A 22586-nucleotide genomic window follows, 5' to 3' on the forward strand; every position below is an offset into this window, starting at 1 on the left:
AACGGCGCTGGCACGACTGCCGTCTTTGGAGAAACCGGAAAGTACAGTGGCTGGATCAGTGCTTGGACTTGATCCATTGCCGCCGTTCCGGCAGGTGCTTGGATTTGCTGCTCTGCGCCTCATCGCGCTTGCCTTCCGATTGCTCCAAAGAGTCGTTCTGACTGCATTCAGTGTGCGCCGCTACGACTGGCAGCGGACGGGTCAAATGACCCCATCCGCTACCTGTATTGTTATCTGCATCACAGGAGGGTCATGAGTACCGAAGCAGTGACCATTGGCTCCTTGGGGGGCCATAACCTAACGAGCTTTATTGGACGCCGCAATGAGCTCGGCGCAGCAAGGGAGCTGATGTCACGCTCCCGCCTCCTTACGCTCGCCGGACCCGGAGGCGTTGGTAAGACGCGCCTCGCTGCGGAGCTTTCCACACGAACCCGGAAGGCGTTTCGCGATGGCGTTTGGATAGTTGAACTTGCAGCCTTGGAAGACGCCTCTTTGGTTGTTTCCCAGATTGCCGCTTCCCTCCGACTGCCCGACCAGTCGAACCGATCACCCGCAGAGAGGATTGCGGACTACGTCCAGGAACGGCAGCTGCTCCTGGTCCTGGACAACTGCGAACATCTTCTGGATGCAATACCGGCCTTGGTGGCAAGGCTCCTGGAAATTGCACCAGAGCTGCGTGTCATTGCGACCAGCAGGGAACCTCTGGGGATCTTCGGTGAGCAGGTCTACCAAGTTCCGCCGCTCAGTGCCCCTTCGTCGTCCGACATCGAAGCCGGAACGATTGAGGCTTTTGAGTCTGTTCGGTTGTTGGTTGATCGAGCGAAAAGTATAAACGCTGGATTTGAGATCACCGATGGCAACCGTCAGGCTGTTGCCCAACTGTGCCAGATGTTGGATGGCATACCTCTTGCCATTGAACTTGCAGCTGCCCGACTGCGCTCATTATCGGTTGTTCAACTCGTGGAACGGCTGGACCGGCGCTTTGACATCCTTAAGGGCGGAAACAGGGCAGCAATTCCCCGGCAGCAGACGCTGCGGGCGCTGGTGGACTGGAGCTATGAACTCTGTACCCGGGAGGAACAGATTTTGTGGGCCAGGCTTGCGGTCTTCCCGGCCGGCTTCGACGTCGAGGCCGCGGAGGAGGTCTGCGGATTCGGCGAGATCAACAAAGTGGATGTCCTGGACCTTCTGGATCACCTCGTCGCAAAGTCTCTGGTGGTCGCAGAAAACGTCATTGACGTCATGTCTGCGGGCGACCAGCCAAGGCGGTACTGGCAACTGATGACCTTCAGGGAATACGGTGCGGCGTTGCTTGACCGCAACGGCGAGTCTTCCGAGCTCCGCCGTCGCCAACGCGACCACTATCTCGGAAAGGCGTCCGAAACTGTTGCGCTCTGGTGCGGTCCGGAACAATCAGCGCGCCTCGCTGCCGCGCGGCGGGATCATACGAATATTCTCTCGGCGTTGGAATGGTCGGCAACCACTCCGGGTGAGGAGCTGGCAGGAATGAATCTGGCGGCCCTTCTCAGGTACCACTGGATCGCTGGGGGCAACCTTTCAGATGGCCGTCGGTGGCTTGAGCGGATGCTTGGTCTGGCTACGGGCAGAACGCGAGAACGTGGAAATGTCCTATGGGTAGCTGCTTGGGTAGCCCTGCTTCAGGGCGATCCGGAACCCGCACAGGGGTACTTGGCCGAATGCCGTGAAATCGCTCATGACCTGGATGATCCGGTGCTGGCAGCTCATGCCGACCATTGGCAGGCTTTAAGCGAAGTCCTCGGAGGTCGGCTCGAAGAGGCTATAGGGCTCTTTAGCCGGGCAGCAGCCGTCCACCGGCTGCAGGAGGACTGCGCTTCAGAACTTACGGCGACTTTCCTTTTGGCCTGGGCACAGATGTATGCCGGGCGGATAGAGGAAGCCCTCGCGACCTGCCAGCGGGTACTGACTGAAAGCGGCAGGCACGGTGAGCGGTGGAGCCGTGCGTATGGGCACGCGGTCATGGGCCTTTGCCACTGGCACCTTGGTCAGCTCGAGGATGCCCGCCGATGCCAGATCTCCGCGCTGGAAATTCAACGCGATTTTCACGATGGGCTTTGCATTGCCCTGACCATCGAGCAAATGTCGTGGACAGCCGCTTCGAACAGGCAGTTTGAATCGGCAGCAGCACTTCTTCACGCAGCTCAATCGGTTTGGAAAGGGATCGGTACCACCGTTTCTGCCTTCGGTCCGCTGGAAACAGATTTCAAGCAGACTGTGGGCCAGATTCGACGGGAGCTCGGGGAGGCGCGGTTCCGGTCAATACTCGACGGCGGGCCGGCTCTGTCCAAGGACCAGGCTGTTGAGATCGCATTGAACCTGGCCAAAAGCTCCTATGTTTCGCCCCGCGCAGACGCCGTTGACAGCGGGCACAGTGCTGCAGTGCGTCGTACCAACAAGGCGGAGTTTGTTGGTCTATACAGCCCCGGCGGGCCACAGCTGACCGAGCGGGAAACGCAAGTGGCGGCCCTTGTCGCCCAAGGGCGCAGCAACAAGGAAATCGCTGCCGAACTGGTTCTGTCCCCAAGGACGGTCAGTGGCCACATCGAGCGAATATTGTCCAAACTTGGTTTCACTTCACGAACCCAAGTCGCATCCTGGCTGGCCGGTCGCACCACGGCGCAATAGCGGACCGGATCCTTCCGCGTTACGCGACGATGTCGGTTTCTGGTTCTGCCTCGGCACTGTCCTCGATGAACCAGCCTGCCCATGGATGGGCCACTATGCGCCCCGAGGGCCCGTGGTGGCCCACGTTCCAGGACGAGGGGCCCGGGTTGGAGGGTGACACGGAATGCAAGCTCAGTATTGTTCCAAGATAAATGCCGATGGTACCCATTTGTACTCCTCATTGAGTGTGGTGATTGCCTCGCAACAATGCGGGACTAAGTCCAGCCTGTGCTTCATCCGCCTTGAGCACAAATACAATATTCATTGATGGGCCATACGTTGAGAATATGCCAGAAAAGAGCTGCAAAACGATGCATACACGCTTGGATTTGAGCTGAAGAAACCTGCCTCACAGTGAGATCAAAACGTCCTGTCCATCGAAATGGAGAACCTGTGGCGGAGTGACGCAGTGTTCCATCAGGACCCGGCGTAGCTCGTTTGCTTCCGAGGTACCTGGAAATCTTACGGTGTGGTCTTCAATATTCTCCCAACCTACCCGCAAAAGATATGTATTAGGGCTGTCCACGCTAACCAGCAACTCAACTGAATGGCACCCTTCCGCCTCGACCAGTAATTTCCTGACGGCACTGAAGTCCCTGACAAATTTCTCCTCGGTGTCAGGATTGATCCGGAGATCGGCATGTTCGTAGATCATTTTGATCCTCTCGTTTGTTCCGATTACTGCACTGAAATCGACGCCTCCGTGTCCGCCGGCAACCGATCCTTGTTCTGACGACGGCCGGTTACCAACAAGGCCAACAGGCTGACAATGCCGACGACAATGACCAGGCCCGACACGTAGACCGGGTCGTTTCCACCGCGGGCTGCCAACAACGCGGTTGCCGCAAGGGGAACCAGTCCGCCACCCAACGTCGCGGACACCTGATACGCCAAGGATGCGCCCGTATAGCGGGATTCGGCGCCGAACATCTCGGAGATATAGGCCGCTGTGGGTCCGTACACCATGGCCTGGAGCAGTGGATTTCCAATCAGGAAAGCCACGAACAACAGCACAACGTTGTCTGCAGCGATCATCAACCAGATGGGATGGATGAGCAGAATCATGCCGATTACGCCGGTCATCATCACTTTGCGTCGCCCTACCCTGTCTGACAAGGCTGCAAACATAGGGATCGTGAACACATGGATTAGCTGCGTTGCGAGGCTGATCCACAGGACTTCCGAGCGGTTGTGCCCGGCGGCAACGGCATACGGCATGGCAAACGTGGCGAGAAGTGACTGCATGGCAAAGGCCATGATCGTACCCAGGCAAGCGATCACGACGGCGCGCGGATACTTCCGGACTACCTCCAGGAGCGGATGCACCCTGCGGTGTTGCGACGCAGCTTCCTTGCGCTGCGTTTCAAGGAAGACTGGCGATTCAGCGACCTTGAGGCGCACGAAGAGTCCGACTCCAACCAGGACTGCACTGAACAGGAACGGCAACCGCCACCCCCAGGTCATGAACAGTTCCTCAGGCATCATGCTGCAGAGACTGAAGACCACCGTTGCCAAGGCAGCGCCGGCAGGGCCACCCATGTTGGCGAAGCTGGCGGAGAAGCCCCGCCGCTCCGGCGTCGAGTGTTCCATGGCCATAAGGGCAGCCCCACCCCATTCGCCTCCGACAGCGATGCCCTGAATCACGCGGAGCACAATCAACAGCAGGGGCGCCAGCTGGCCGATTGCTGCCTGGGTTGGGAGGAGACCGATGCAGAAGCTTGCACCACCCATCAGGAGCATGGTCAGGACGAGCATCTGCTTTCGTCCGATCCGATCACCGAAGTGGCCGAAGATCAGACCACCCAGTGGTCTCGCCAGGTACCCCACTGCCAGGGTCGCGAATGATGCCACGATGCCCAAAGCGGGTGAGAGATTGGCAAAGTAGAGCGGAGCGAAAACCAGGCTGACAGCCAGTCCATAGAGCAGAAAGTCGTAAAATTCGATGGCTGTTCCCATGAAACTTGAAAAGAGTACCGATTTCATTCGGCCAGGTGTTTTAACAGACATTGAAACTCCTTTGTTTGATGTCAATAAGCCATGAGAAGGATCTGGTCCCGTGTGTAGTCCAGTCCTGGATGAGATTCGTTCAAGTGGGCACGCACCGCGATGACCAGCTCCTCATCGTCCACCCCATCCAGGAGGATGCCGCACGGGCATGAGACATAGCGGCGCCGATTAACAGTCATGGCACCAGGACCGCGCTGCTCATGGGCTCGAGCCCCGGGACCATGCCCATGGCTACTTCCCAGGCGAGAGGCTGGCGTAGTTTTGCGCGCAATTGCACGAACTCCTGGCGCCGTTCGAAGGCCAAGGCCCCGGCGAGGAAACCTCCCTGACGGAAGAGGAAAAGTGATCCGTTGTCATTCTGGCTGGAATACACTTGTTCCCCTCCGGACTGATGTCCGGCCCACTGCACCCTTTGACCATGTTGGTCGGACCAGAAGAAGGGAACAGTAGCGCAGGGCACCAGTGGTGATCCCTCAAGATAGTTCACCGCGTTCAGTCCGGCTGCTCGCCCTTGTTCGGCTGCGGTGGTCCAGTGCTCAATGCGCATGGCTGCATCGAATCGTTTATTGGGCCACCGGACGGCGTCACCTGCGGCGAAGACGCCCCGGGTACTCTGCAGATATTCGTCGGCAAGAATGCCGTTTTCCAGTTCGATACCCGAAGAAGCCAACCAGGAAACGGCGGGCCGCACCCCGACTCCCACCACAATCACATCAGCAGCAACTTCACGGCCATCACTAAGCTTCAGGAATCGACGGCCGTTCCGTTCGATGGTGCCCGTTGCGCCCAATCCAAAGAATGTTTCCACTCCCTTGCCTCGATGCAGGTCCTCGTAAACCCTGGAAACTTCTTCACCGAAGCGGATAAGCGGGTGTTCGGAGAGATCGATCAGGGATATCTTGCGGCCGTCCCCGATCAAGGTCGAGGCGAATTCTCCACCAATGAATCCTGCACCCACGATGGCCACGGAGCGACGGCGATCGTTGAGGGCTTCGCGGAGTCCTACGGAGTCTTCAAAGCGCCGTAAGACGAACACGTCCCGTTCCCCATCGAATATTGGAGGCATGATCGGTTGACATCCTGTGGTGATGATTGCTGCCCGGTATTTGATATCGCCACTGCCTGTGGTCACCACCTGACGTTGCGGGTCAAGGGCCGTGGCCGTGTCTCCGAGTCGGAACTCCACGCCGCTCTCCTGCAGAGCGCGCGCAGAGGGGTAGATCAACGCTTCAATGTCAACGGATTCCTTCAAGGGGATCTTCGACAAGGGGGGCAATTCATAGGGCAGATGCTGCTCGGCACTGACCACCGTGACCTTCAAGCCCGGTGCCCGGCGGCTGACGGTCTCAGCCGCCCTAAGTGCCGCCGTCGATCCCCCAACAATCACAATGTCGGTAGTGGTTTGGACCATGGCCTGTCTTTCTGTTGTGAGTTTGCGTGACGTGAATCACTGCTTTCCTCTACTCTGTGACCGCAGGTGGTATTGCACAAATACCAATTAATTCCGCTAGGCATCTATTTGATGTATGCCTAGGGAGATGTCAGGGCATCACCGTTAAGCGCGGCGGTGAGGAGGCCGCGGAGGCCTGATGCCGTCAATGGACGGGGATTGGCATATTGATTGTGGGTTGCCAGTTCGACGACCGTGTCGATGTCTTCGTCGTTCAAACCGAGTTCACGCAGAGAACGCGGACCGCCCAGGTTCACAGCGAGTTCACGTATGTGGCGGACAGGATCCTCCGCCCCTGTGGCCCGCTGCAATGCAGCCATGGCATCGGGTGCATGCCCAGCGTTGTAGTTCAGGGCATAGGGCAGCACTACAGTATGGGTTTCAGCGTGGGGCAAATTGAAGGTCCCGCCGAGGATGTGGCAGAGCTTATGGTGCAGCGACATCGTGGTCGCTCCCAGAGTGGCACCACAAAGCCATGCCCCGTACAGCGCATCTGACCTGGCCTCCCCATGGGCTGGATCCTTGACGATTTTCGGCAAGGCGTTGAGCATTGCACGCGCTCCTTCCTCTGCCATCAGCGAGATCACAGGAGATCCGTCAGGGGCGTAGAGCGCCTCCACTGCATGGGCTATCGCATTGAAACCGCTGGTGACGGACATGCCCACAGGAAGGGTCAGGGTAAGATCGGGGTCGTAAATGACGCTTGTAGGCAACACTCGCGGGTCACGGCCGGTCTTCTTTTCGCCGTCGGCTGTCAGCCCCCAGATCGGCGTCATTTCCGATCCGGCGTAAGTGGTGGGCACAGCGATGATGGGCGCCCCAAACTCCAAAGCTATTGCCTTCCCAAGTCCCGTAGTGGATCCACCCCCTACCGCGACATAACCATCGGCATCAGCTGCCCTTGCCGCATCACGTGCCCTGTGGGCTGATTCAATCGGGACGTGCATCTCGGCGTCGGCATGCACCCCGGCGCTCAGTTCACCCAATTGCCTGGATATGTTCCTGGCCAGATCTTCCTGAAACGGCGTGGACAGGACCAGTACACGCCTGAGGCCCAACGCACGGACCTCCTCGGGAAGAGTCTTGAGCGACCCTGCGCCGAAAGTTACTCGCATCGGCAGGGCTTCATAACGAAATTCCTTCACCGGACTACCTCCTCGGATACTTGGAAACCTGAGCTGGGAGATTGGCTCTCCGGGTGCAGCAGAATGTCGATGACTCCCTCGTTGAATGGGGAATCCACCCCAAACTCTGCGGCCGCCACAGGGTCCTCGTTGGGGGTGAAGGATTTGATGAGGCTTTCCTTGACAGCGAAGACCGCATCCGAGTCGATGTATTCGCTTCCCCCAATGAAGATGTGGGTCGTCAGCTCCTTGAAACCCGCCGCGGTGACAATGAAGTGGATATGGGCTGGACGGTAGGGGTGCCTTCCGCTGGCCTTCAACAGACCTCCAACCGGACCATCGGTTGGAATCGGATAGAAGCTCGGTACAACGCTGCGGAAATGGAACAGACCGTTTTCGTCAGTACGGAAGAGTCCCCTGCCGTTGCCGACGCTTTGAATGCCCGGCTGCTGGACGTCATAGAAGCCGGTCGTGTTGGCCTGCCACACGTCGATCCGGGCATTGGGGATAGGCAGCCCGGTGACTGAGAGGACTCTCCCCCTGACAACGCACACGTCACCTTCGCTTTCGGAAGAGATGTTGTCGCCCAGATGCCGTTCGGGTGATTCGACCATATGGAAGGGCCCGAGGACGGTCGAATCCGTAGCATCCGGGGTTTCCTGATCGTTGATCGTCTCCACCAGCATGGAAACTCCCAGTACGTCCGAAAGCAGGATGAACTCCTGGCGCACGTCATCGCACTTCCGGCCTGTGGCGGTAAGGAAGTTGATTGCCGCTTCCCATTCGGAAATGCTGGGACTCACCTGACGAACGAAGTTGTGAAGGTTGCGGGTGAGGCTTTCCAGAATGGCTTTAAGGCGCGGGTCAGCAGTGTCTTTGAAACTGTCGATGACAGCCTCAGTGAGCGATTCCGGACCTAGGTCTTTGCTCATGGAGGACTTCCTTTCAATGGTGTGGTCTTCCATCTCAGGATGGAAGAAGGGAAGTGATGCTCACCTGCCGACTTCCTGCGGCGAACCTTCCGGCTGGTTCCGAAGGAAAGCCTGCAGCGCGGCTGCGGCCGCCTGTGGTTGCTCCAGTGGAACGAAATGCCCGCTCTCCTGGATAAGGACAAAGCGCGCATCAGGGAGTCGTCCAGCGAGATCCTCGCTCAAAGCCGGCGGCGTGATGATGTCTTCGGCAGCGCCCACCACCAGGGTGCGGCAGTCCATGGCGACCAGTTCCGCGCGTCGGTCCGAACGATTCATCACGGCGAGCTGCTGATCGACGAAAACGTGCTCGCCCAGATCCTCGGTCATCGCCTCCACAACCCGCTGGACCTCGGGGATCCCCCGCGATACGGCCGGGGCCGTGCGGGTGATCGCTTCCAGGAATCCCCCGGAATTCACCAGCGAGATAAGGCCTTCGGAGTTCTTCCGACGATCCTGCGGCGCGGCAATGGCCGAGGTGTTGAACAACGCCAAAGCCTTGACTCTTCCGGTCTTCCTTAGCGCTATCTCAAGGGCGACATACCCTCCCATCGAAATTCCAACCAGGACAAATTCGTTGGGGGCTGCTGAGAGCACATGGTCCGCCATGGCCTGGATCGTCTGCCCCTCACCACGAACCACCGAGCATTCGAACTCTGCCCCGAGTTCGTCAATCACCGGCTGCCATAGCCGGGAGTCGGCACCCGAGCCGGAAGCATGATCAGCGGGGGGTGTGTCATCTGAAGTCTCCGTTGCAAGTGGGGTTGGTGGTCAAGATGCTGCTCCGTCGACGTGCAGGACGGTGCCTGAGGTGAATGCAGCTGCCGCTGAGGCGAGGTATGCCACGGCGGCGGCAATCTCGCGGCCGGTTCCTGGCCTGCCAACGGGTATGGCGGCAGAGGTGGCGGCCTTCTCTTCCGCCCCCATCACCTCGAAGGTGTCCCGGACCCGCCCAGTGGTGGGGAGGATGAGTCCAGGAGCTACGGCGTTCACGGTAATCCCGGTGCCACCGAGGTCTTTGCCGAGCTGCTTGGTGAGACTTACGATGCCTCCCTTGGACGCAGCATAGGCCAGCCGGGCGCCTACAGTTCCTGACGGCCCATCGAGACCGTCGGCAACCAGCGACGAGAAATTTACGATCCGTCCATAGCCGCGCTTGAGCATGATCGGGACAGCCTGCCGCGCGCACAGGAACGTGCTGGTGAGGTTGCTTTCGATGACTGCACGCCACACCTCGCCGCTCAGTTCTGACAGTTCACGGACCTTGGCAGTGCCACTGCCTCCAGCCGCGCTGACGAGGACATCGATGCGCCCAAACTCCTCCTCGATACGGGTGAAGGTCTCGGCGACCACTGATTCCTCGGCCAGGTTCCCCGCGTATGTCAGCACTTTGAGCTTCGGCGATCTCTCCGAGAGTCGGGCTGCCGCGCTCTGTAGCGCCGACGACGAGACGTCAAGGAGCGCAAGGTCGAACCCGTCGTCCGCCAGGCGATCGGCGATGTCATTTCCGAGGCCACCGCCGCCGCCGGTGATGACGGCAACAGGCCGATGATTCATAGGGTGAGTCATTTGTCCTCCTCTGCCAGGCTGCCGCCGGCGTTTACTTCCCCGTGATTGACCAGCGCGCCTGCGTCTGACGCGAGACACGCGAGGATAGCTTGCGCGCGCCGCAGCACAGGGGCGTCCACCATGGCACTGTCGACCTTGACCACGGCTCCCCCATCGCTGATGGATTTCACAATCCGGTGCGCCCATGCGACCTCGTGGTCGCTGGGACGAAAGACGTGATGCGTTACGGCGACCTGACGGGGATGAATAAGGAGTTTTCCCGACATTCCCAACTCGAGGGCGGCGTGCAGGTCCTGCGTCAGCGCGGAGTCGTCGTCGAACTTTGGCGTCACGCCATCCAGGGGACCTGGAAGGCCATGGGCGCGGGAGGCAAGGACCAGTGATGAACGCGCCAGCAACATTGCGCGCTGGTTCGGCTGCGCACCAATATCGGCCGCGAAATCGAGCTCGCCAAAAGCCAGTCGGGCCACGCCCGGAACACTCGCCAGTGAGTGGGCGGCCGTAACGCCGCAGGCTGACTCAATGAGCGCTATGACAGGGCATCCCAGCGTTTGATGGACTCTGGACACGTGGTCCGGGTTTTCGGACTTGGGCACCATTACCCCAATAAGTCCGGGGATGCCCCTCAAAGAAGCAACCTCCTGGTCCCGCTCGATCCGAACCACGGCTTGACCTGTTCCTGACAACCAGGAGGTGACGGCCAGCAAGGCCGAATCCTTATTGCGAGCGCTGACGGCGTCTTCCAAATCGAGGATGACCACATCAGCCCCGGAAGTTTGCGCCTTTGAGAACCGTTCAGGCCGGTCGCCCGGGACAAACAGGAACGAGCGAGCGCTCTGAAGCATCGCTAAAGAGTCCTTGCTCATCTTGTTTCCAGCACTTTGAACTCTGCCAGAACGCGATCGGTGTCTTCTCCCACGTTGGGAACGCGACCCATCACAGGCTCCTGCCCAACGAACGTGGCCGGCGGAATCAGGCCACGTAAGGGCCCGACCGGTGAATCATATTCCCGCCATCTGTTGCGTGCCGCCAGCTGGGGGTGGTCAGCGAAGCCCTGCATGTCACGCAGCAGTGCGTTCGCTATCCCGGCCTTCTCAAGCAAGTCCACAACCTCGTCCGCCGTGTACCGGGAGAGCCCCTCCTCTATCACCAGCGTGAGCTCCGCACGGTGCCTTACACGCAGGGAGTTTCGCGCGAAGCGTGCATCCATGGCGACCATCGGACGGCCAAGGACCCGATCGCAAAAGGTTGCCCATTCACGTTCGTTCTGGATTCCCAGGAACACCTGCTGCGAGTCACCACACGTGAAAGGACCGTACGGGGCGATGGCTGCATGTGATGAACCTGTCCGCTTTGGTGCGGTTCCGCCGTACACCGCATAGTTCATGGCGTATCCCATCCATTCACCGAGCGCCTCGAGCATCGACAGTTCGATGGTTGCCCCCTCCCCGGTCTGCCCGCGCTGAAGCAGCGCGGTCAGGATGCCTGAGTACGCGTACATACCGGAGGCGATATCCGCAATTGAAATCCCCACTTTGGCGGGGGTCTCTTCAGAGCCGGTAATGGACACCAGACCGGCTTCACACTGCACCAGGAGGTCATAAGCCTTCTTTGACGAATACGGGCCGTCGGCACCATAGCCGGAAATTGAGACGTGGATCAGCTCCGGACGCTCAGCACGCAAGGCATCGGCGCCCAGCCCGAGACGTTCTGCCGCACCCGGGGCCAGGTTCTGCACGAAAATGTCAGCATTGCGAACCAACTCGTGCACGGCATGGTGACCCTCCGGGCTCTTCAGGTCCAAGGCGACTGACTCCTTGGACCGGTTCAGCCAAACAAAGTGGCTCGCCATGCCCTTGACGGTTTCGTCGTACCCGCGGGCGAAGTCTCCCACGTCTGGACGCTCGATCTTGATGACCCTGGCCCCCAAATCGGCGAGTTGGCGTGTAGCAAACGGTGCTGCGACCGCCTGCTCAAGCGAGACGACTGTGATGCCGCTCAGAGGAAGCATGAGGTAACTCCTGAAGTAGATAGTGCCGGCTTGTTGACGGACGCGAAGGCGGCCTATGCGTCAACAAGCGAGGGTGTCTCGAGTGTTTTGGTGAAGTAGAGGACCTCTGCGGCCAGTTCTGGATCGTTGCCCATCCTCCGGAACAGCTCCAGGTCTTTATCCCTCTGAACAGGGTCTGACGAGTGAAAGATCAACCGCTTATTTGCGGTGGCGCGGGGACTGGCCTTGTCAATGAAAGCGGCGCGTCGTAGTTCGGAGTAGGCATCAAGAACGGACTCATCGGCATTTCCCGCGATCACGGCGCCCAATGCCTCGTTCAGCAGGTAGGAGTCGAACAGCCCCATGGTCAGCCCGAAGCCGCCTGTCGGATTTGTTGCGTGCGCAGCATCACCGGCAAGCAGAACGCGGCCAAGCCGGTAGGTTGGAGCACTCCGCTGGTGCATACGATAGGGCGCAATGGCATCCATGGTGGTGCTGGCAGCCACCTCAGGGCCGAATATCTGTTCCAGGAACCGAGGCAGACGGTCCACCACGCCTGCTTCGGGTAGAACGGCATCCTCCATGTAGGTGTAGCGCCACAGCCCGTGGGGCCCGGAGTTATCGATCTTCACGATGATTGCTCCGAGAACATCGTCGACGTAGAACGTCGTTTGGGCCCAGCCCTTGCGGTCGTCGGGGAAACGGATGTTGGCAGCCACAAAGCGCTCCGGCCACGTAAAACCTTCAAAAGGCAGGTTCAAGGCATTCCTTACGGCAGAGCCCGCACCGTCGGCGCCTATGAGCCAGGGAGCCCGCAGTTGGACCGAATTCCCTTCGTGCTCCGCCGTGATTGTCACTGCTGCCTCATCCTGCGTCAGCCCCGCGATCTGGTGTCCCCAGAGGACGCGGACGTTGGGAAATTGCTCAAGGTGGCGAAGAATGATCGTGGCCAGCGCACCCTGGCCGAGGTGCAGGTTGTAGGGGTGGGTTACGCGACCCTCCAGCGCCTTCAAACCGTAATTGATGGTTTCACCGGTGTCCCGGACGTGATGGGCATAATCCTGCTTCAGGAACCCGGCCCGTGAAGCGTCGTCGAAAAGTCCGAGACGTTCAAGGCCGTCGAGTGTGGACCAGTGGTAGAGAATCGCCCGCGGGGCGTCACTTGGCTCCCTTGAGCGTTCGACGACGGTAACGTCCAGTCCCTGCTGTGCCAGGCCCAGTGCATTGAGCAGACCAGTAGGACCGGCTCCGGCCACAATTACCTGCTGCTGGTATTCCATGATGCCTCCGTTGTAAACCTGCGAAATGACGTGAGCGTCGCTGCCCTCAACCAACGGTCGTCCACATCCGGCCATACATCAAATACCAATTAGTAGAGGTTTCCATATACTGAATGCATGGATCTCAGGAATGTTCGATACTTCATCGCCGTGGCGGAGAACGGTTCCATCACCGAGGCTTCCCAAGCCTTGCGGATATCCCAGCCGCCCTTGAGCATGGCTATGGCGAAGCTCGAAAAAGAGCTCGGAGTGACCCTGTTCGACAGGAAGCCCCGAGGCATCGAACTGACCGCCGCGGGCGAGTATCTGCACCATGCCGGACGCCGGCTTCTGGCTGAAGAGCGAAGAATCTCAGACACGCTCAAAGCCATGGGGCAGGGGCTTGCGGGCGAACTCCACCTCGGGTGCGAACCGATGTGCCTATGGCGGATCGGCAGTACCAAAATCTCGGAGTTCCTCTCGATCTACCGAAACGTGACCCTGGACCTGACAGACGCCAATCCCAAAGTGCAGCTGGACCGGCTGGCCGATGGCACCCTTGACCTGGCGATCATGCCCATAGTGGCCGAGGAGCCGCTGCAACCCATCAACGGAGTGCATTTCGACATCACGGTTGTGGACGAACTGCCGCTGACGCTCATCGCGCCCAGATCCTGGGGTCTCTCGGAAACCACGCCAGTGGACGTTGCGACTCTGACGGATGCCACCTGGATCCTGCCCGCCCGAATTCCGGGAGTGCGCATCCTCTGGCGAATCTGGGCCGACAAGTTCTCATCCTCGGGGGCAAACCCGACAGAGGTGATCCAAGTACCGACCGTCATGACTGCCGCGCAGTTGGTGGGTGCCGGAGTCGGAGTATCCCTCTCCAGCTTGGAGATGGCCCGCCTCCATCCGGATGTCGCACAAATTCCTGTGGTTGGGGGCTGGCCCAACGTGCCAATTGCCATCGTCACGCGACGCGACGGCGTAGTAACTCCGGTAGCTGAGCGGTTTACAGCCCTGTTTTCCGGCGATCAAACCCCGGCGTAAGAGAACGGCCCTTCGGTCTAGAGCCGATGCGACTCCGATCGAAGGTATATGCGAAATAGATGAGTATCCCGGAATTTAGGTATTTGTGAAATGTCGCGGGCGGCAGCAAGGTAGACCTTGAAACACCGAGATGGTCGCCGCACCCCTTGCCCGGAAACCCGGGCTGCTCCGACCCGATGATTCCGAGGAAGGGCACCCCCATGATTAAAGTCAACGTGGACCTGCAGCGCTGCGATGCCAACGGCACCTGCGCAGCCTTAATGCCGGACGTGTTCCACATAGAGAAGGATGGCACGCTGGTACAGCTGGCTTCCGACGTCGAAGACGATCGCGAAAGCGAACTTGAAGAAGTCATCCTTTGCTGCCCGATGGGAGCGATTTCGCGGTCATGACAACCACAGTGCCAGCATTCGAACTGTTCTCTCCACAGGCCACCGGCCACCAGGGCGGCGCGCTTCCCGATGGAGGAATCGCGGTAGGATCCGATGGTTACGCCGTTCTGTCCTACCAACTCTCCACCGAGGTGCTGCGCAATCCACGGTTTGCCAACTCAGCATTGCGGCTGATGGAAGAGTTCGGCATCAACGACGGCTCCGTCCACGGATTTCGAGCCCGCAGCATCATCATGCAAGACGGAGCCCAGCAACTGCGCTTACGGACTCCACTTGCCCGTTTCATGGGCCCGACAACAGTGCAGAACACCCGCGACGTCCTCACGGACATCGTGACAGGCATCTTCAACGACCTCGAGGACACGAAGCCGGTGGATTTCCATGCCGGGGTTGATCGCAGAATCCCCTCCTTGGTCTACTGCCATTTAGCGGGAGCTCCGCAATCCGACGCACCCAAGGTACAGGAATTGTCAGAACGGACATTGGCGCTTCTGGCGAGGGATCCCAGTCTGAAACCCGACATCCTCGCGGCCTACGACGAACTGTTCCGGTACCTCAACGATCTGATGGAGCGAAAGCGTGGCCTGGGCCTTGGCGACGACATGCTCTCCCACCTGATGGCACTCGCAGACGAGGGAAAGCTCACCGCACAGGAACTGTTCGACGAGGCAACCTCGATGCTTGAAGCAAGTTCCGTGAACACGGGCCACCAGATCGGCCTCGTCGTCTGGAATTTGCTGCGCAACCGGGAAGTCTGGGATCAAATTGTTGCCGACCCTACGTGGATACCTAGCGCAGTGGTCGAAGCGCTCCGCCTGTATCCCCGGACCGGCGTTATCAGCAAGATTGCGACTGAGGACATGGAGGTTGGCGGGATCACCATCCCGGCCGGCGCCGATGTGCACGTGGCCGTCTGGTCAGCCAACCGAGACCCTGAACGGTTCGAAAACCCCGGCGAATTCGTCCTGGGCCGCGAGCGAAACCAGCCACTCACATTCAGCACGGGCCCGCACAACTGCCTGGGTCAAGGACTGGCCAAGGTGGAAATCGAAGAGGTCGTCTCACACCTCGCGCGCCATTACCCCCAGGCCAGCGTTGTGGAATCCGAATCAGCAATAAGCCAGACCGCCGGACGGTGGACGATAAAGAAACTAACCGTCGATCTTGGCGGCAGAAGCTGAGGTCATTCATGTCACCTGAATCCCACTCCGAACCATCCATCACAGAAGTTCTCTCCGAATACTGGGCCGGAACCACCTACGACGACCTCCCACGGGATGTGGTTTCCGCTATGAAAGACCACATCCTCGACACACTGGCCGTGGCTATGGCCGGTATCCCCTCGGAGGAATCCCGCCGTGTCCGCAATGCCCTCTCCGGCATGTCAAACGGTGGTCCATGCCTCGTCTGGGGCACCCGGGAACGGCTGAACCCGGCCCACGCGGCTCTTGCCAATGGAACCTCGGCCCACGCACGGGACTTCGACGACGGCGGCGGACCAGGACACGCCGGCTCGGCAACTTTGCCAGCCGCGATCGCTGCCGCAGAACTGGTCGGCGCAAGCGGCCAGGACTTGATTGTCGCCGCCTGTGCGGGCTATGACGTCAGTTATCGGCTCTTGCAGGGCATCGGCGGATTTGCCGCGCATACCGACCGGGGCTGGCACTCTACGGGCACATTTGGCACCTTTGCTGCGGCTGCGGCGTCCGCAAAAATCCTGCATCTTGACGCGGCCACCTTCGCGAATGCACTCGGCGTTGCAGGCTCATTCACTGGAGGGGTCTGGGCCTTCATAGAAGATGGCGCCTGGACCAAGCGGGTGCACCCAGGCAAAGCCGGCGAGTCAGGAATCGACGCAGCGTTTTTGGCCCGAGCGGGCATTACCGGCCCTCATCGGCTCTTCGAGGCTCCATGGGGTGGGATTTTTGCCACCTATGGGGACGGCCGGGGCTTCCCGGAACGGGTCACCGCAGGTCTTGGTGAGATCTTCAACGTCTCCACGTCCTATCTCAAGCCCTATGCCTGTTGCCGAGGCAGCCACTCAGCGGTTGACGCGGTGCTGAAGCTGATCGCCGAACGCGATCTCCAACCCTCCGATGTACTCTCCATCACCGTGACCGCGGGCGAAACTGCGATCAACATGCTCAATGTTGACCCCATTGAGACCGTGTTTGATGCGCAGTTCAGCTTGCCCTACGCCATCAGCGTGGCGCTGGAGAACCGCTCAGTAGGGTTGGAGCAATTCGATCCACCACGCATTTCGGAACCCCGGATCCAAGAGACCTTCGCCAGGATCTCGATGGTGTTGGACTCCTCGATCCAACTGGAAGACGGGCCCCGCCTCGATTTTGACCTGAAGTCCGGCGAAAAAATCACGCTCCTCGCCGGAAACCCCACCGATGCCAAAGGCTCCGAAAAGAACCCCATGACCCACGCTGAGGTCGTCGCCAAAGCACAGGCCCTTCTGCGCCCCTATGGCAACGAGGCCGCAGCGCAGCTAATCGAGGCGGTGGAGAACCTGGATTCAGCATCCACCCTCGACAAACTGATCAACGCCCTCAGCGCAACCCCTCTACCCATCTGGAGTGAGACTCACTATGACAACAACTACCTTGACCGAGCGGGTCGAACGCACTGAACTCATCGCCGCGGAACCCGTTGAATCCCTTGCGGCCGCACTGGACATAGACGTCCCCTTCGACGAGGGCACAACAGTCCCCCCGCTCTGGCACTGGCTCTACCTTCTGGAGCGCAACCGGCAGAGCGAGCTGGGGCCGGATGGTCATCCCACTGTGGGTATTCCCGCCCCACCTGGGCCCGGGCGGCGCAGGATGTTTGCCGGGGGTCGCGTCTCCACTTTCGGCCAACTCAAGATCGGAACCCCGGCCACAAAAGTCATTGCCGTGGCCGGATCAGTCGAGAAGGCGGGCCGCACCGGGCCACTGACATTCACCACTGTGCGCCACGAGATCTTCCAAGCCGACGAGCTGGTGATCCGCGAAGAACAGGACATTGTTTACCGGGCCCCTGGTAGCGGCTCACTGCCCAACCCGCAAACACCGCCGCCCCCACCCGGGGGCGCTGTGCTGGAGCAAGCCGCCGATGAACGCCTGCTGTTCCGATTCTCCGCACTGACGTATAACGCGCACAGGATTCACTACGACCTCGACTGGTGCCTGAATGAGGGCTACGACGGACTGGTGATCCACGGGCCTCTTCTGGCTCTGATGATGGGCGAGCACATGCGTCGTGAAGGAATCGGCCTGATGGGTAAAACCTTTAGCTACCGGCTGGCCTCCCCGATGACCAAGCCCCAGACATTCTCGATCGTCCCTGGGCCGGATGGCCTGGCCAACGGCGCCGAGGCGCGCAGCGCCGAAGGAGCAATCTGCGCAGTCAGCACTTTGTCCGGGATCTAGCAGGCCGGAAGAACAAGATGGCGTTGCTACAACGCTACGCCCTGACCCTCCCCTATGACTTGCCCCTTTTTCCTGTCCATAAACTTCGCCGAAGCTGCGCAAAACCAAGGGAACTCTTGATCCAGCTGCAGCATGGTTGAACCAGCAAGGATGCAGGAGGAGCCATGAAGCGGATAACAGTCACCCCTAACTTTGGCGGAGCCCCCAAGGGAAGCTCACCGGTCAAAGTGTCGAGCGGAGCTGCACATCCGACGACGGGGTGCAGGACTCCCTCCGAGACAGACCCGCGACCCAAATCTTGTGGCTCTGGCATTCAGGAAACGTGCCGCCAACTCTGGCCCGACTGTCGTGACTGAAGGCTTTCCGGAAGCCTGCCACACACTCCAGCCCGAGTCGGGCCGGACGTCTCTCTAGCCAGTCGCGGCGGCGATCGACCATGGTGTGCGCAGGACGCGCTCGGCCAGCAGTCGTCGTTCGCCGACGATGGTCACCTCAGCTGTTACTGCGGCCTCGGCAGCCGAGGGGCCGGCGATGAGCCGCAGCGGGCCGGGGTCCACGCCCAGCGTCCCGTCAACACCTGTGACCGCGAGTCGGGCTGCATCTACGTGGAAGGAGACTGTCCGCGATTCAGAGGATCCGATCGGAATCCGGGCGTATCCGATGAGTTGTACGGCCGGGCGAACCACTGGGGCGGACGGGAACGCGGCGTAGAGCTGGACGACCTCCACGGTGTTATCGCCGTCGTTGCGTATCGTCACGTCCGCGACGAGTGAGCCATCAGTGCTGAGGTTCGCGGCGGCGGTGATGGTTTCGTAGACGATCGCGCCCCGGGTGAGCCCGAACCCGAAGGAATACAGCGGCGTGTTGTCCAGTGCGGTGATTCCGGGATTCGACAGCCCGAGCGCTGGCTGCAGGTACGTCGTCGAGGCGTAGGGATAGCGCGGGATCTGCACGGGCAGGCGTCCAGTTGCCGGGACGCGACCGGACAGCACTCCGGCGACTGCAGCGGCGCCATCGGCTCCGGGAAAGAATGCCTGGACGATCGCACGCGCCTTCCCGTAGGCACCAAGGGCGTAAGGGCGGCCGGACAAGACAACCAGGACGGTGGGCACTCCAGTGCCGAGGACAGCAGCGACGAGCGCGTCCTGTCCCCCGGGCAACCGAAGGTCCGCGGCGTCGCAGCCTTCGCCTGAGGTGCCGTCGCCGAACAGCCCGGCAATGTCTCCAACCACCACGATCGCTACGTCGCTGTCGCGGGCAAGCGCAACAGCTGCGGAGAGGGCGTCGGAGTCCTCGGACGTGATTTCAGCACCAGCCTCGAATTGCACCCGGTCCGCTCCGAACTCGTCGCAAATAGCGGCCAGCACAGTCTGAATCTTGATGCCAAGATCGTGGCCGGGGTGTTTCGACAGCACATGGTTGGGGAATGCGTAGCACCCAATGAGGCTGCGGAATTGGTCAGCCGCGGGGCCGAGGACCGCGATGTTCCCCGAAGCGAGAAGCGCAAGAGCGTCCTCGTCACGCAGCAGCACTATGGACTCCTCTGCGATGCGCGAAGAAATCTCCCGATTGTGGTCGCTGTCGAGATCGACGCTTTCAGCACCGACCGGGACCAGGTGCACGTCGTCCAGCAGCCCCAACTCGAACTTGTGCCGGAGGTGTCGCTGGACTGAGCGGTCGAGGTCGTGTTCGTCGACGACGCCTTCTCGGATCAAGCGCGGCAACTCACCATACGCCGCTGTCTGCGGAAGTTCGACGTCGACTCCTGCGCTGAGTGCAAGGCGGCCCGCGTCAGCCGTGTCAACCGCGACGTGATGCATCGCTGAGAGGAACGGCACGGCCCAGTAGTCGGCGACCACTGTGCCTTCGAAGCCCCAACGCTCCCGCAGCAACGTGGTCAGGAGTTGCCCGTTTGAGCTGCTCGGCACGCCGTCGATATCCGTATAGGAGGTCATGACACTTCGGGCACCTCCTTGGCGCAGTGCGGCCTCAAATGGCGGTAGTACAGTGTCAGCGAACTCGCGCGAACCCATGCTGACAGGCCCGTGGTTGCGGGCACCGCGGGATGCTGCGTAGCCGGCGAAGTGCTTCAGCGTCGAAATGATCCCCGTGCTCTCCAGTCCGGCTACGTACGCGGCACCAAGTTGCGACACGAGGTAAGGGTCTTCACCGAGGGTCTCTTCAACGCGGCCCCAGCGGTAGTCCTTCACCACATCCACCACGGGAGCGAGACCTTGGTGGATGCCGAGTGCGCGCATGTCGGAGCCGATCGCTTCCGCCATCCGGTGGACCAGTTCCTCGTCGAAGGTGGCCGCCCAGGCGAGGGGCGTCGGGAACGCAGTGGCGCCATAGGCTGCAAGCCCGGTGAGGCACTCCTCGTGTGCGATGGCTGGAATGCCGAAGCGGTTGGAGGCAACGACACGCTCCTGTAATTCGCGGAGGCGGCGAACTCCCTCCGCGACGGTGACCGGTTCCGTGCCGAAAACGCGAGTCAGCTGCCCGAGTCCACCCTCAAACGGATCGGCGCCGGACTCAACACCGCCCTCCAGCTTGGGCGCGAAATCGTCTGCGGAATCGGTAAGCCAAACGGATCCTAGCTGGGCCGCTTTCTCTTCAAGGGTCAGCTCGGCGGTAAGCAAGCAAGCGCGTTCCCAGGCAGGGAGAGAGCGATCCCGCCAGCCCTGCTGCATCGGGGTATCAGTAGAACCGGTGATGGGCCATGCATTTGCGCTGGAAATATTGTGCAGCATCAGCCCTTGAACGCCCCATCCATGATTCCGGACACCATGCGCCGACCGACAAAAAAGAACACGATCAGCAGGGGCAGCGTAGCCAGGAACGAGCCGCCCATGGCCAACGCAACGTCAATCGTACGGTTGGCCTGGAGTTGTTTCAGCGCGATCTGCACAGTGAACAGCTCCGGGGACTTCAGCACAATGAACGGCCACATGAAGTCGTTCCACACGCTGGTAAACGTAATCAGTCCAAGCACGAACGCGGCCGGACGCACCACCGGGAATGCGATCGCCCAGAACATCTGCCACGAATTGGCACCGTCAATTCGGGCTGACTGGATAAGCTCGTCACTCACCGTGGTAGCCATATGTTGACGCATCCAGAAGATACCGAACGCACTGGCCAGCCCGGGCACGATGATTGCTTGCAGCGTGTCCACCCAATCAAGTCCGGAAATGATCAGATACTGCGGAATCACACTGAGCTGCGCAGGAACAGTCATCGTCAACAGGACGATGAGGAACAACAAATTCCGGCCGGGGAACTGAAGCTTGGCGAACGCGAAGCCCGCCATCGCGCACATGATCGCGGAAACGATCGCGATTGTGAGCGAGACGAGAATGCTGTTGATCAGCGAAGCGAAGAACGGGACGGTGTCGAACACCTTCGCGGCGACGTCGAAGAACTGCGTGCCCGGATACATTCGCGGCGGGATTGAGGTCACAGCTGTGGCTCCCGCAGACGCGATGACGAACATGTAGTACAACGGGAACACCGACACGATGACGGCGAGGGCGAGGAACACATACACGCGCCGGCTAACTCCGCGCTTGCCGCGTCGCCTGGGGTGGCGGACCGACTTCACTCCAGGTGCGGGCAGCTGCTGCTGGATAACCTCATCGATGACATCGGACATCAGCTGGCCTTTCTCGTACGTGTGGACAGGAAGAAGTTAAGGAGCGAGACGAGAACGACGATCACAAACAGCACGACGCCGATTGCGGAACCATAACCAAACTTGAAGAGGCCGAAGCCCTGCTCGTAGAGAAAGAGGGATAGAGTCTGACACTGTCGCCCCGCCCCGCAGGTGAGGCCGGATTCGGGCGATACGAGAAGCGGCTCCGTGAAGATCTGCAGCCCACCGATGGTTGACATGATGACACTGAACACGATGATGGGGCGCAGCGACGGGATCGTCAGATGCCGGAATTGCTGCCAGCTCGAAGCGCCGTCCACGGAGGCCGCCTCGAACATCTCCCGGGGCATCGATTGCAATCCAGCCAGGTAAAGCAGTGTGTTGTACCCGAACCAACGCCACATGACCATTGCCGAGATAAGGATCCAGGAGCCGTAGTTGGTGGCAAGGAAGTTCACCGATGGGAGCCCGAACAGCCCCAGGAACCAGTTGATGAGGCCAAAGTTCTTGTCGAAGATCTGAGCGAAGACGATCGCGGTCGCTGCGACGGAGGTGATGTAAGGAACCAGCAGTGCCATGCGAAAGAAGTTCGCCCAGCGAAGACGCGCATGGTTGAGCAGGTGCGCGAGAAAAAGCGCTAGAAGCAGCTGCGGAATCGTCGAGATCAGGAAGATCCCGAACGTGTTCAGTAGCGCATTCCAGAACCGTCCGTCGGCGAAGAGCTGCTCAAAGTTCTTAAAGCCGACGAAGGTCTGCTTTCCAATGGGATTCCAGTCGAAAAGCGAGACGTAAAAGGTGAAGACGAGGGGGAAAAGCCCAAAGACAATGAAAATGATGAAGAAGGGTGCAACGTACGCGTAGGGGGCGATTCGCTCAGCGAGCGGGTTACGGATCCGCCTGGCCTTCTGAATCGGGGCTTTGCGCTGTTTGCGGGAGAGAGTGGCTGTCGCCGATGACATAGGTGTACCTCCGTCGAAGAGTGGCCCGGCCCTGTCCGTGCCGA

General features: G+C 60.2%; 21 protein-coding genes. 6 read left to right on the forward strand and 15 right to left on the reverse strand.

The window, feature by feature from the left end:
* The first annotated feature begins 252 nt into the window (after positions 1-252).
* The gene (locus tag ACTAQJ_RS05445) at positions 253-2664 is read left to right on the forward strand and encodes a LuxR C-terminal-related transcriptional regulator (RefSeq protein WP_431114913.1); all 2412 of its coding nucleotides are present in this window, start codon (positions 253-255) and stop codon (positions 2662-2664) included.
* A 19-nt stretch (positions 2665-2683) separates the two neighbouring features.
* Here ACTAQJ_RS05445 and ACTAQJ_RS05450 read toward each other — a convergent pair whose 3' ends face one another.
* The 12 genes from ACTAQJ_RS05450 to ACTAQJ_RS05505 form a co-directional block, all read right to left on the reverse strand.
* Entirely contained in the window at positions 2684-2872 is a 189-nt protein-coding gene (locus ACTAQJ_RS05450; RefSeq protein WP_431114912.1) for a hypothetical protein, read from the reverse strand.
* Between the two features lie 180 nt (positions 2873-3052).
* Positions 3053-3358 carry an antibiotic biosynthesis monooxygenase family protein gene (locus ACTAQJ_RS05455; RefSeq protein ID WP_431114911.1) on the reverse strand — a complete coding sequence of 102 codons (306 nt, stop codon included), beginning with the start codon at positions 3356-3358 and terminating at the stop codon, positions 3053-3055.
* A gap of 23 nt (positions 3359-3381) precedes the next feature.
* Positions 3382-4710, reverse strand: coding sequence for an MFS transporter (locus ACTAQJ_RS05460; protein ID WP_498701295.1), 1329 nt, complete (start codon positions 4708-4710; stop codon positions 3382-3384).
* Between the two features lie 20 nt (positions 4711-4730).
* Positions 4731-4889 (reverse strand): hypothetical protein, encoded by a 159-nt coding sequence (locus tag ACTAQJ_RS05465; RefSeq protein WP_431114909.1) that lies wholly within the window; start codon positions 4887-4889, stop codon positions 4731-4733.
* On the reverse strand, positions 4886-6121 hold the full coding sequence (locus tag ACTAQJ_RS05470) for an NAD(P)/FAD-dependent oxidoreductase (RefSeq protein WP_498701297.1): 1236 nt from the start codon (positions 6119-6121) through the stop codon (positions 4886-4888). Before ACTAQJ_RS05470 ends, ACTAQJ_RS05465 begins: the two co-directional genes overlap by 4 nt.
* 119 nt (positions 6122-6240) lie before the next feature.
* Positions 6241-7305: a maleylacetate reductase gene (locus tag ACTAQJ_RS05475; protein ID WP_498701300.1), complete on the reverse strand. Its 1065-nt coding sequence runs from the start codon at positions 7303-7305 to the stop codon at positions 6241-6243.
* Positions 7302-8216, reverse strand: coding sequence for a dioxygenase family protein (locus ACTAQJ_RS05480; protein WP_498701303.1), 915 nt, complete (start codon positions 8214-8216; stop codon positions 7302-7304). The genes ACTAQJ_RS05475 and ACTAQJ_RS05480 overlap by 4 nt, the downstream gene beginning before the upstream one ends.
* Positions 8217-8276: 60 nt before the next feature.
* Positions 8277-8930 (reverse strand): alpha/beta fold hydrolase, encoded by a 654-nt coding sequence (locus ACTAQJ_RS05485; protein ID WP_498701305.1) that lies wholly within the window; start codon positions 8928-8930, stop codon positions 8277-8279.
* Between the two features lie 93 nt (positions 8931-9023).
* Positions 9024-9821: an SDR family oxidoreductase gene (locus ACTAQJ_RS05490; RefSeq protein WP_431114904.1), complete on the reverse strand. Its 798-nt coding sequence runs from the start codon at positions 9819-9821 to the stop codon at positions 9024-9026.
* On the reverse strand, positions 9818-10666 hold the full coding sequence (locus tag ACTAQJ_RS05495; protein WP_431114903.1) for an HpcH/HpaI aldolase/citrate lyase family protein: 849 nt from the start codon (positions 10664-10666) through the stop codon (positions 9818-9820). The genes ACTAQJ_RS05490 and ACTAQJ_RS05495 overlap by 4 nt, the downstream gene beginning before the upstream one ends.
* Before the next feature lie 17 nt (positions 10667-10683).
* Positions 10684-11832 (reverse strand): CaiB/BaiF CoA transferase family protein, encoded by a 1149-nt coding sequence (locus ACTAQJ_RS05500; protein ID WP_498701308.1) that lies wholly within the window; start codon positions 11830-11832, stop codon positions 10684-10686.
* 53 nt (positions 11833-11885) lie between these two features.
* Complete coding sequence (locus tag ACTAQJ_RS05505) at positions 11886-13091, reverse strand: FAD-dependent oxidoreductase (RefSeq protein WP_498701310.1); 1206 nt, start codon at positions 13089-13091, stop codon at positions 11886-11888.
* Between the two features lie 117 nt (positions 13092-13208).
* Here ACTAQJ_RS05505 and ACTAQJ_RS05510 point away from each other — a divergent pair, with 117 nt between their 5' ends.
* The 5 genes from ACTAQJ_RS05510 to ACTAQJ_RS05530 all read left to right on the forward strand — a co-directional run bounded on the left by ACTAQJ_RS05510 (position 13209) and on the right by ACTAQJ_RS05530 (position 17931).
* Entirely contained in the window at positions 13209-14120 is a 912-nt protein-coding gene (locus ACTAQJ_RS05510) for a LysR family transcriptional regulator (RefSeq protein WP_498701312.1), read from the forward strand.
* 200 nt (positions 14121-14320) lie between these two features.
* Complete coding sequence (locus tag ACTAQJ_RS05515; RefSeq protein WP_442005081.1) at positions 14321-14512, forward strand: ferredoxin; 192 nt, start codon at positions 14321-14323, stop codon at positions 14510-14512.
* Complete coding sequence (locus ACTAQJ_RS05520) at positions 14509-15693, forward strand: cytochrome P450 (RefSeq protein ID WP_498701315.1); 1185 nt, start codon at positions 14509-14511, stop codon at positions 15691-15693. Before ACTAQJ_RS05515 ends, ACTAQJ_RS05520 begins: the two co-directional genes overlap by 4 nt.
* Before the next feature lie 8 nt (positions 15694-15701).
* The gene (locus ACTAQJ_RS05525; RefSeq protein ID WP_498701316.1) at positions 15702-17150 is read left to right on the forward strand and encodes an MmgE/PrpD family protein; all 1449 of its coding nucleotides are present in this window, start codon (positions 15702-15704) and stop codon (positions 17148-17150) included.
* The gene (locus ACTAQJ_RS05530) at positions 17110-17931 is read left to right on the forward strand and encodes an HTD2 family dehydratase (protein ID WP_498701317.1); all 822 of its coding nucleotides are present in this window, start codon (positions 17110-17112) and stop codon (positions 17929-17931) included. Before ACTAQJ_RS05525 ends, ACTAQJ_RS05530 begins: the two co-directional genes overlap by 41 nt.
* Before the next feature lie 410 nt (positions 17932-18341).
* Here the strand turns inward: ACTAQJ_RS05530 and ACTAQJ_RS05535 are convergent, their stop codons facing one another.
* The 3 genes from ACTAQJ_RS05535 to ACTAQJ_RS05545 are packed head-to-tail and all read right to left on the reverse strand — an operon-like array spanning position 18342 to position 22542.
* Entirely contained in the window at positions 18342-20681 is a 2340-nt protein-coding gene (locus ACTAQJ_RS05535) for a beta-glucosidase (RefSeq protein WP_498701320.1), read from the reverse strand.
* Complete coding sequence (locus ACTAQJ_RS05540; protein WP_498701322.1) at positions 20681-21583, reverse strand: carbohydrate ABC transporter permease; 903 nt, start codon at positions 21581-21583, stop codon at positions 20681-20683. Before ACTAQJ_RS05540 ends, ACTAQJ_RS05535 begins: the two co-directional genes overlap by 1 nt.
* Positions 21583-22542: a carbohydrate ABC transporter permease gene (locus ACTAQJ_RS05545; protein WP_498701324.1), complete on the reverse strand. Its 960-nt coding sequence runs from the start codon at positions 22540-22542 to the stop codon at positions 21583-21585. The genes ACTAQJ_RS05540 and ACTAQJ_RS05545 overlap by 1 nt, the downstream gene beginning before the upstream one ends.
* Positions 22543-22586 lie beyond the last annotated feature (44 nt).

This window comes from Arthrobacter sp. alpha11c, from assembly GCF_054149985.1.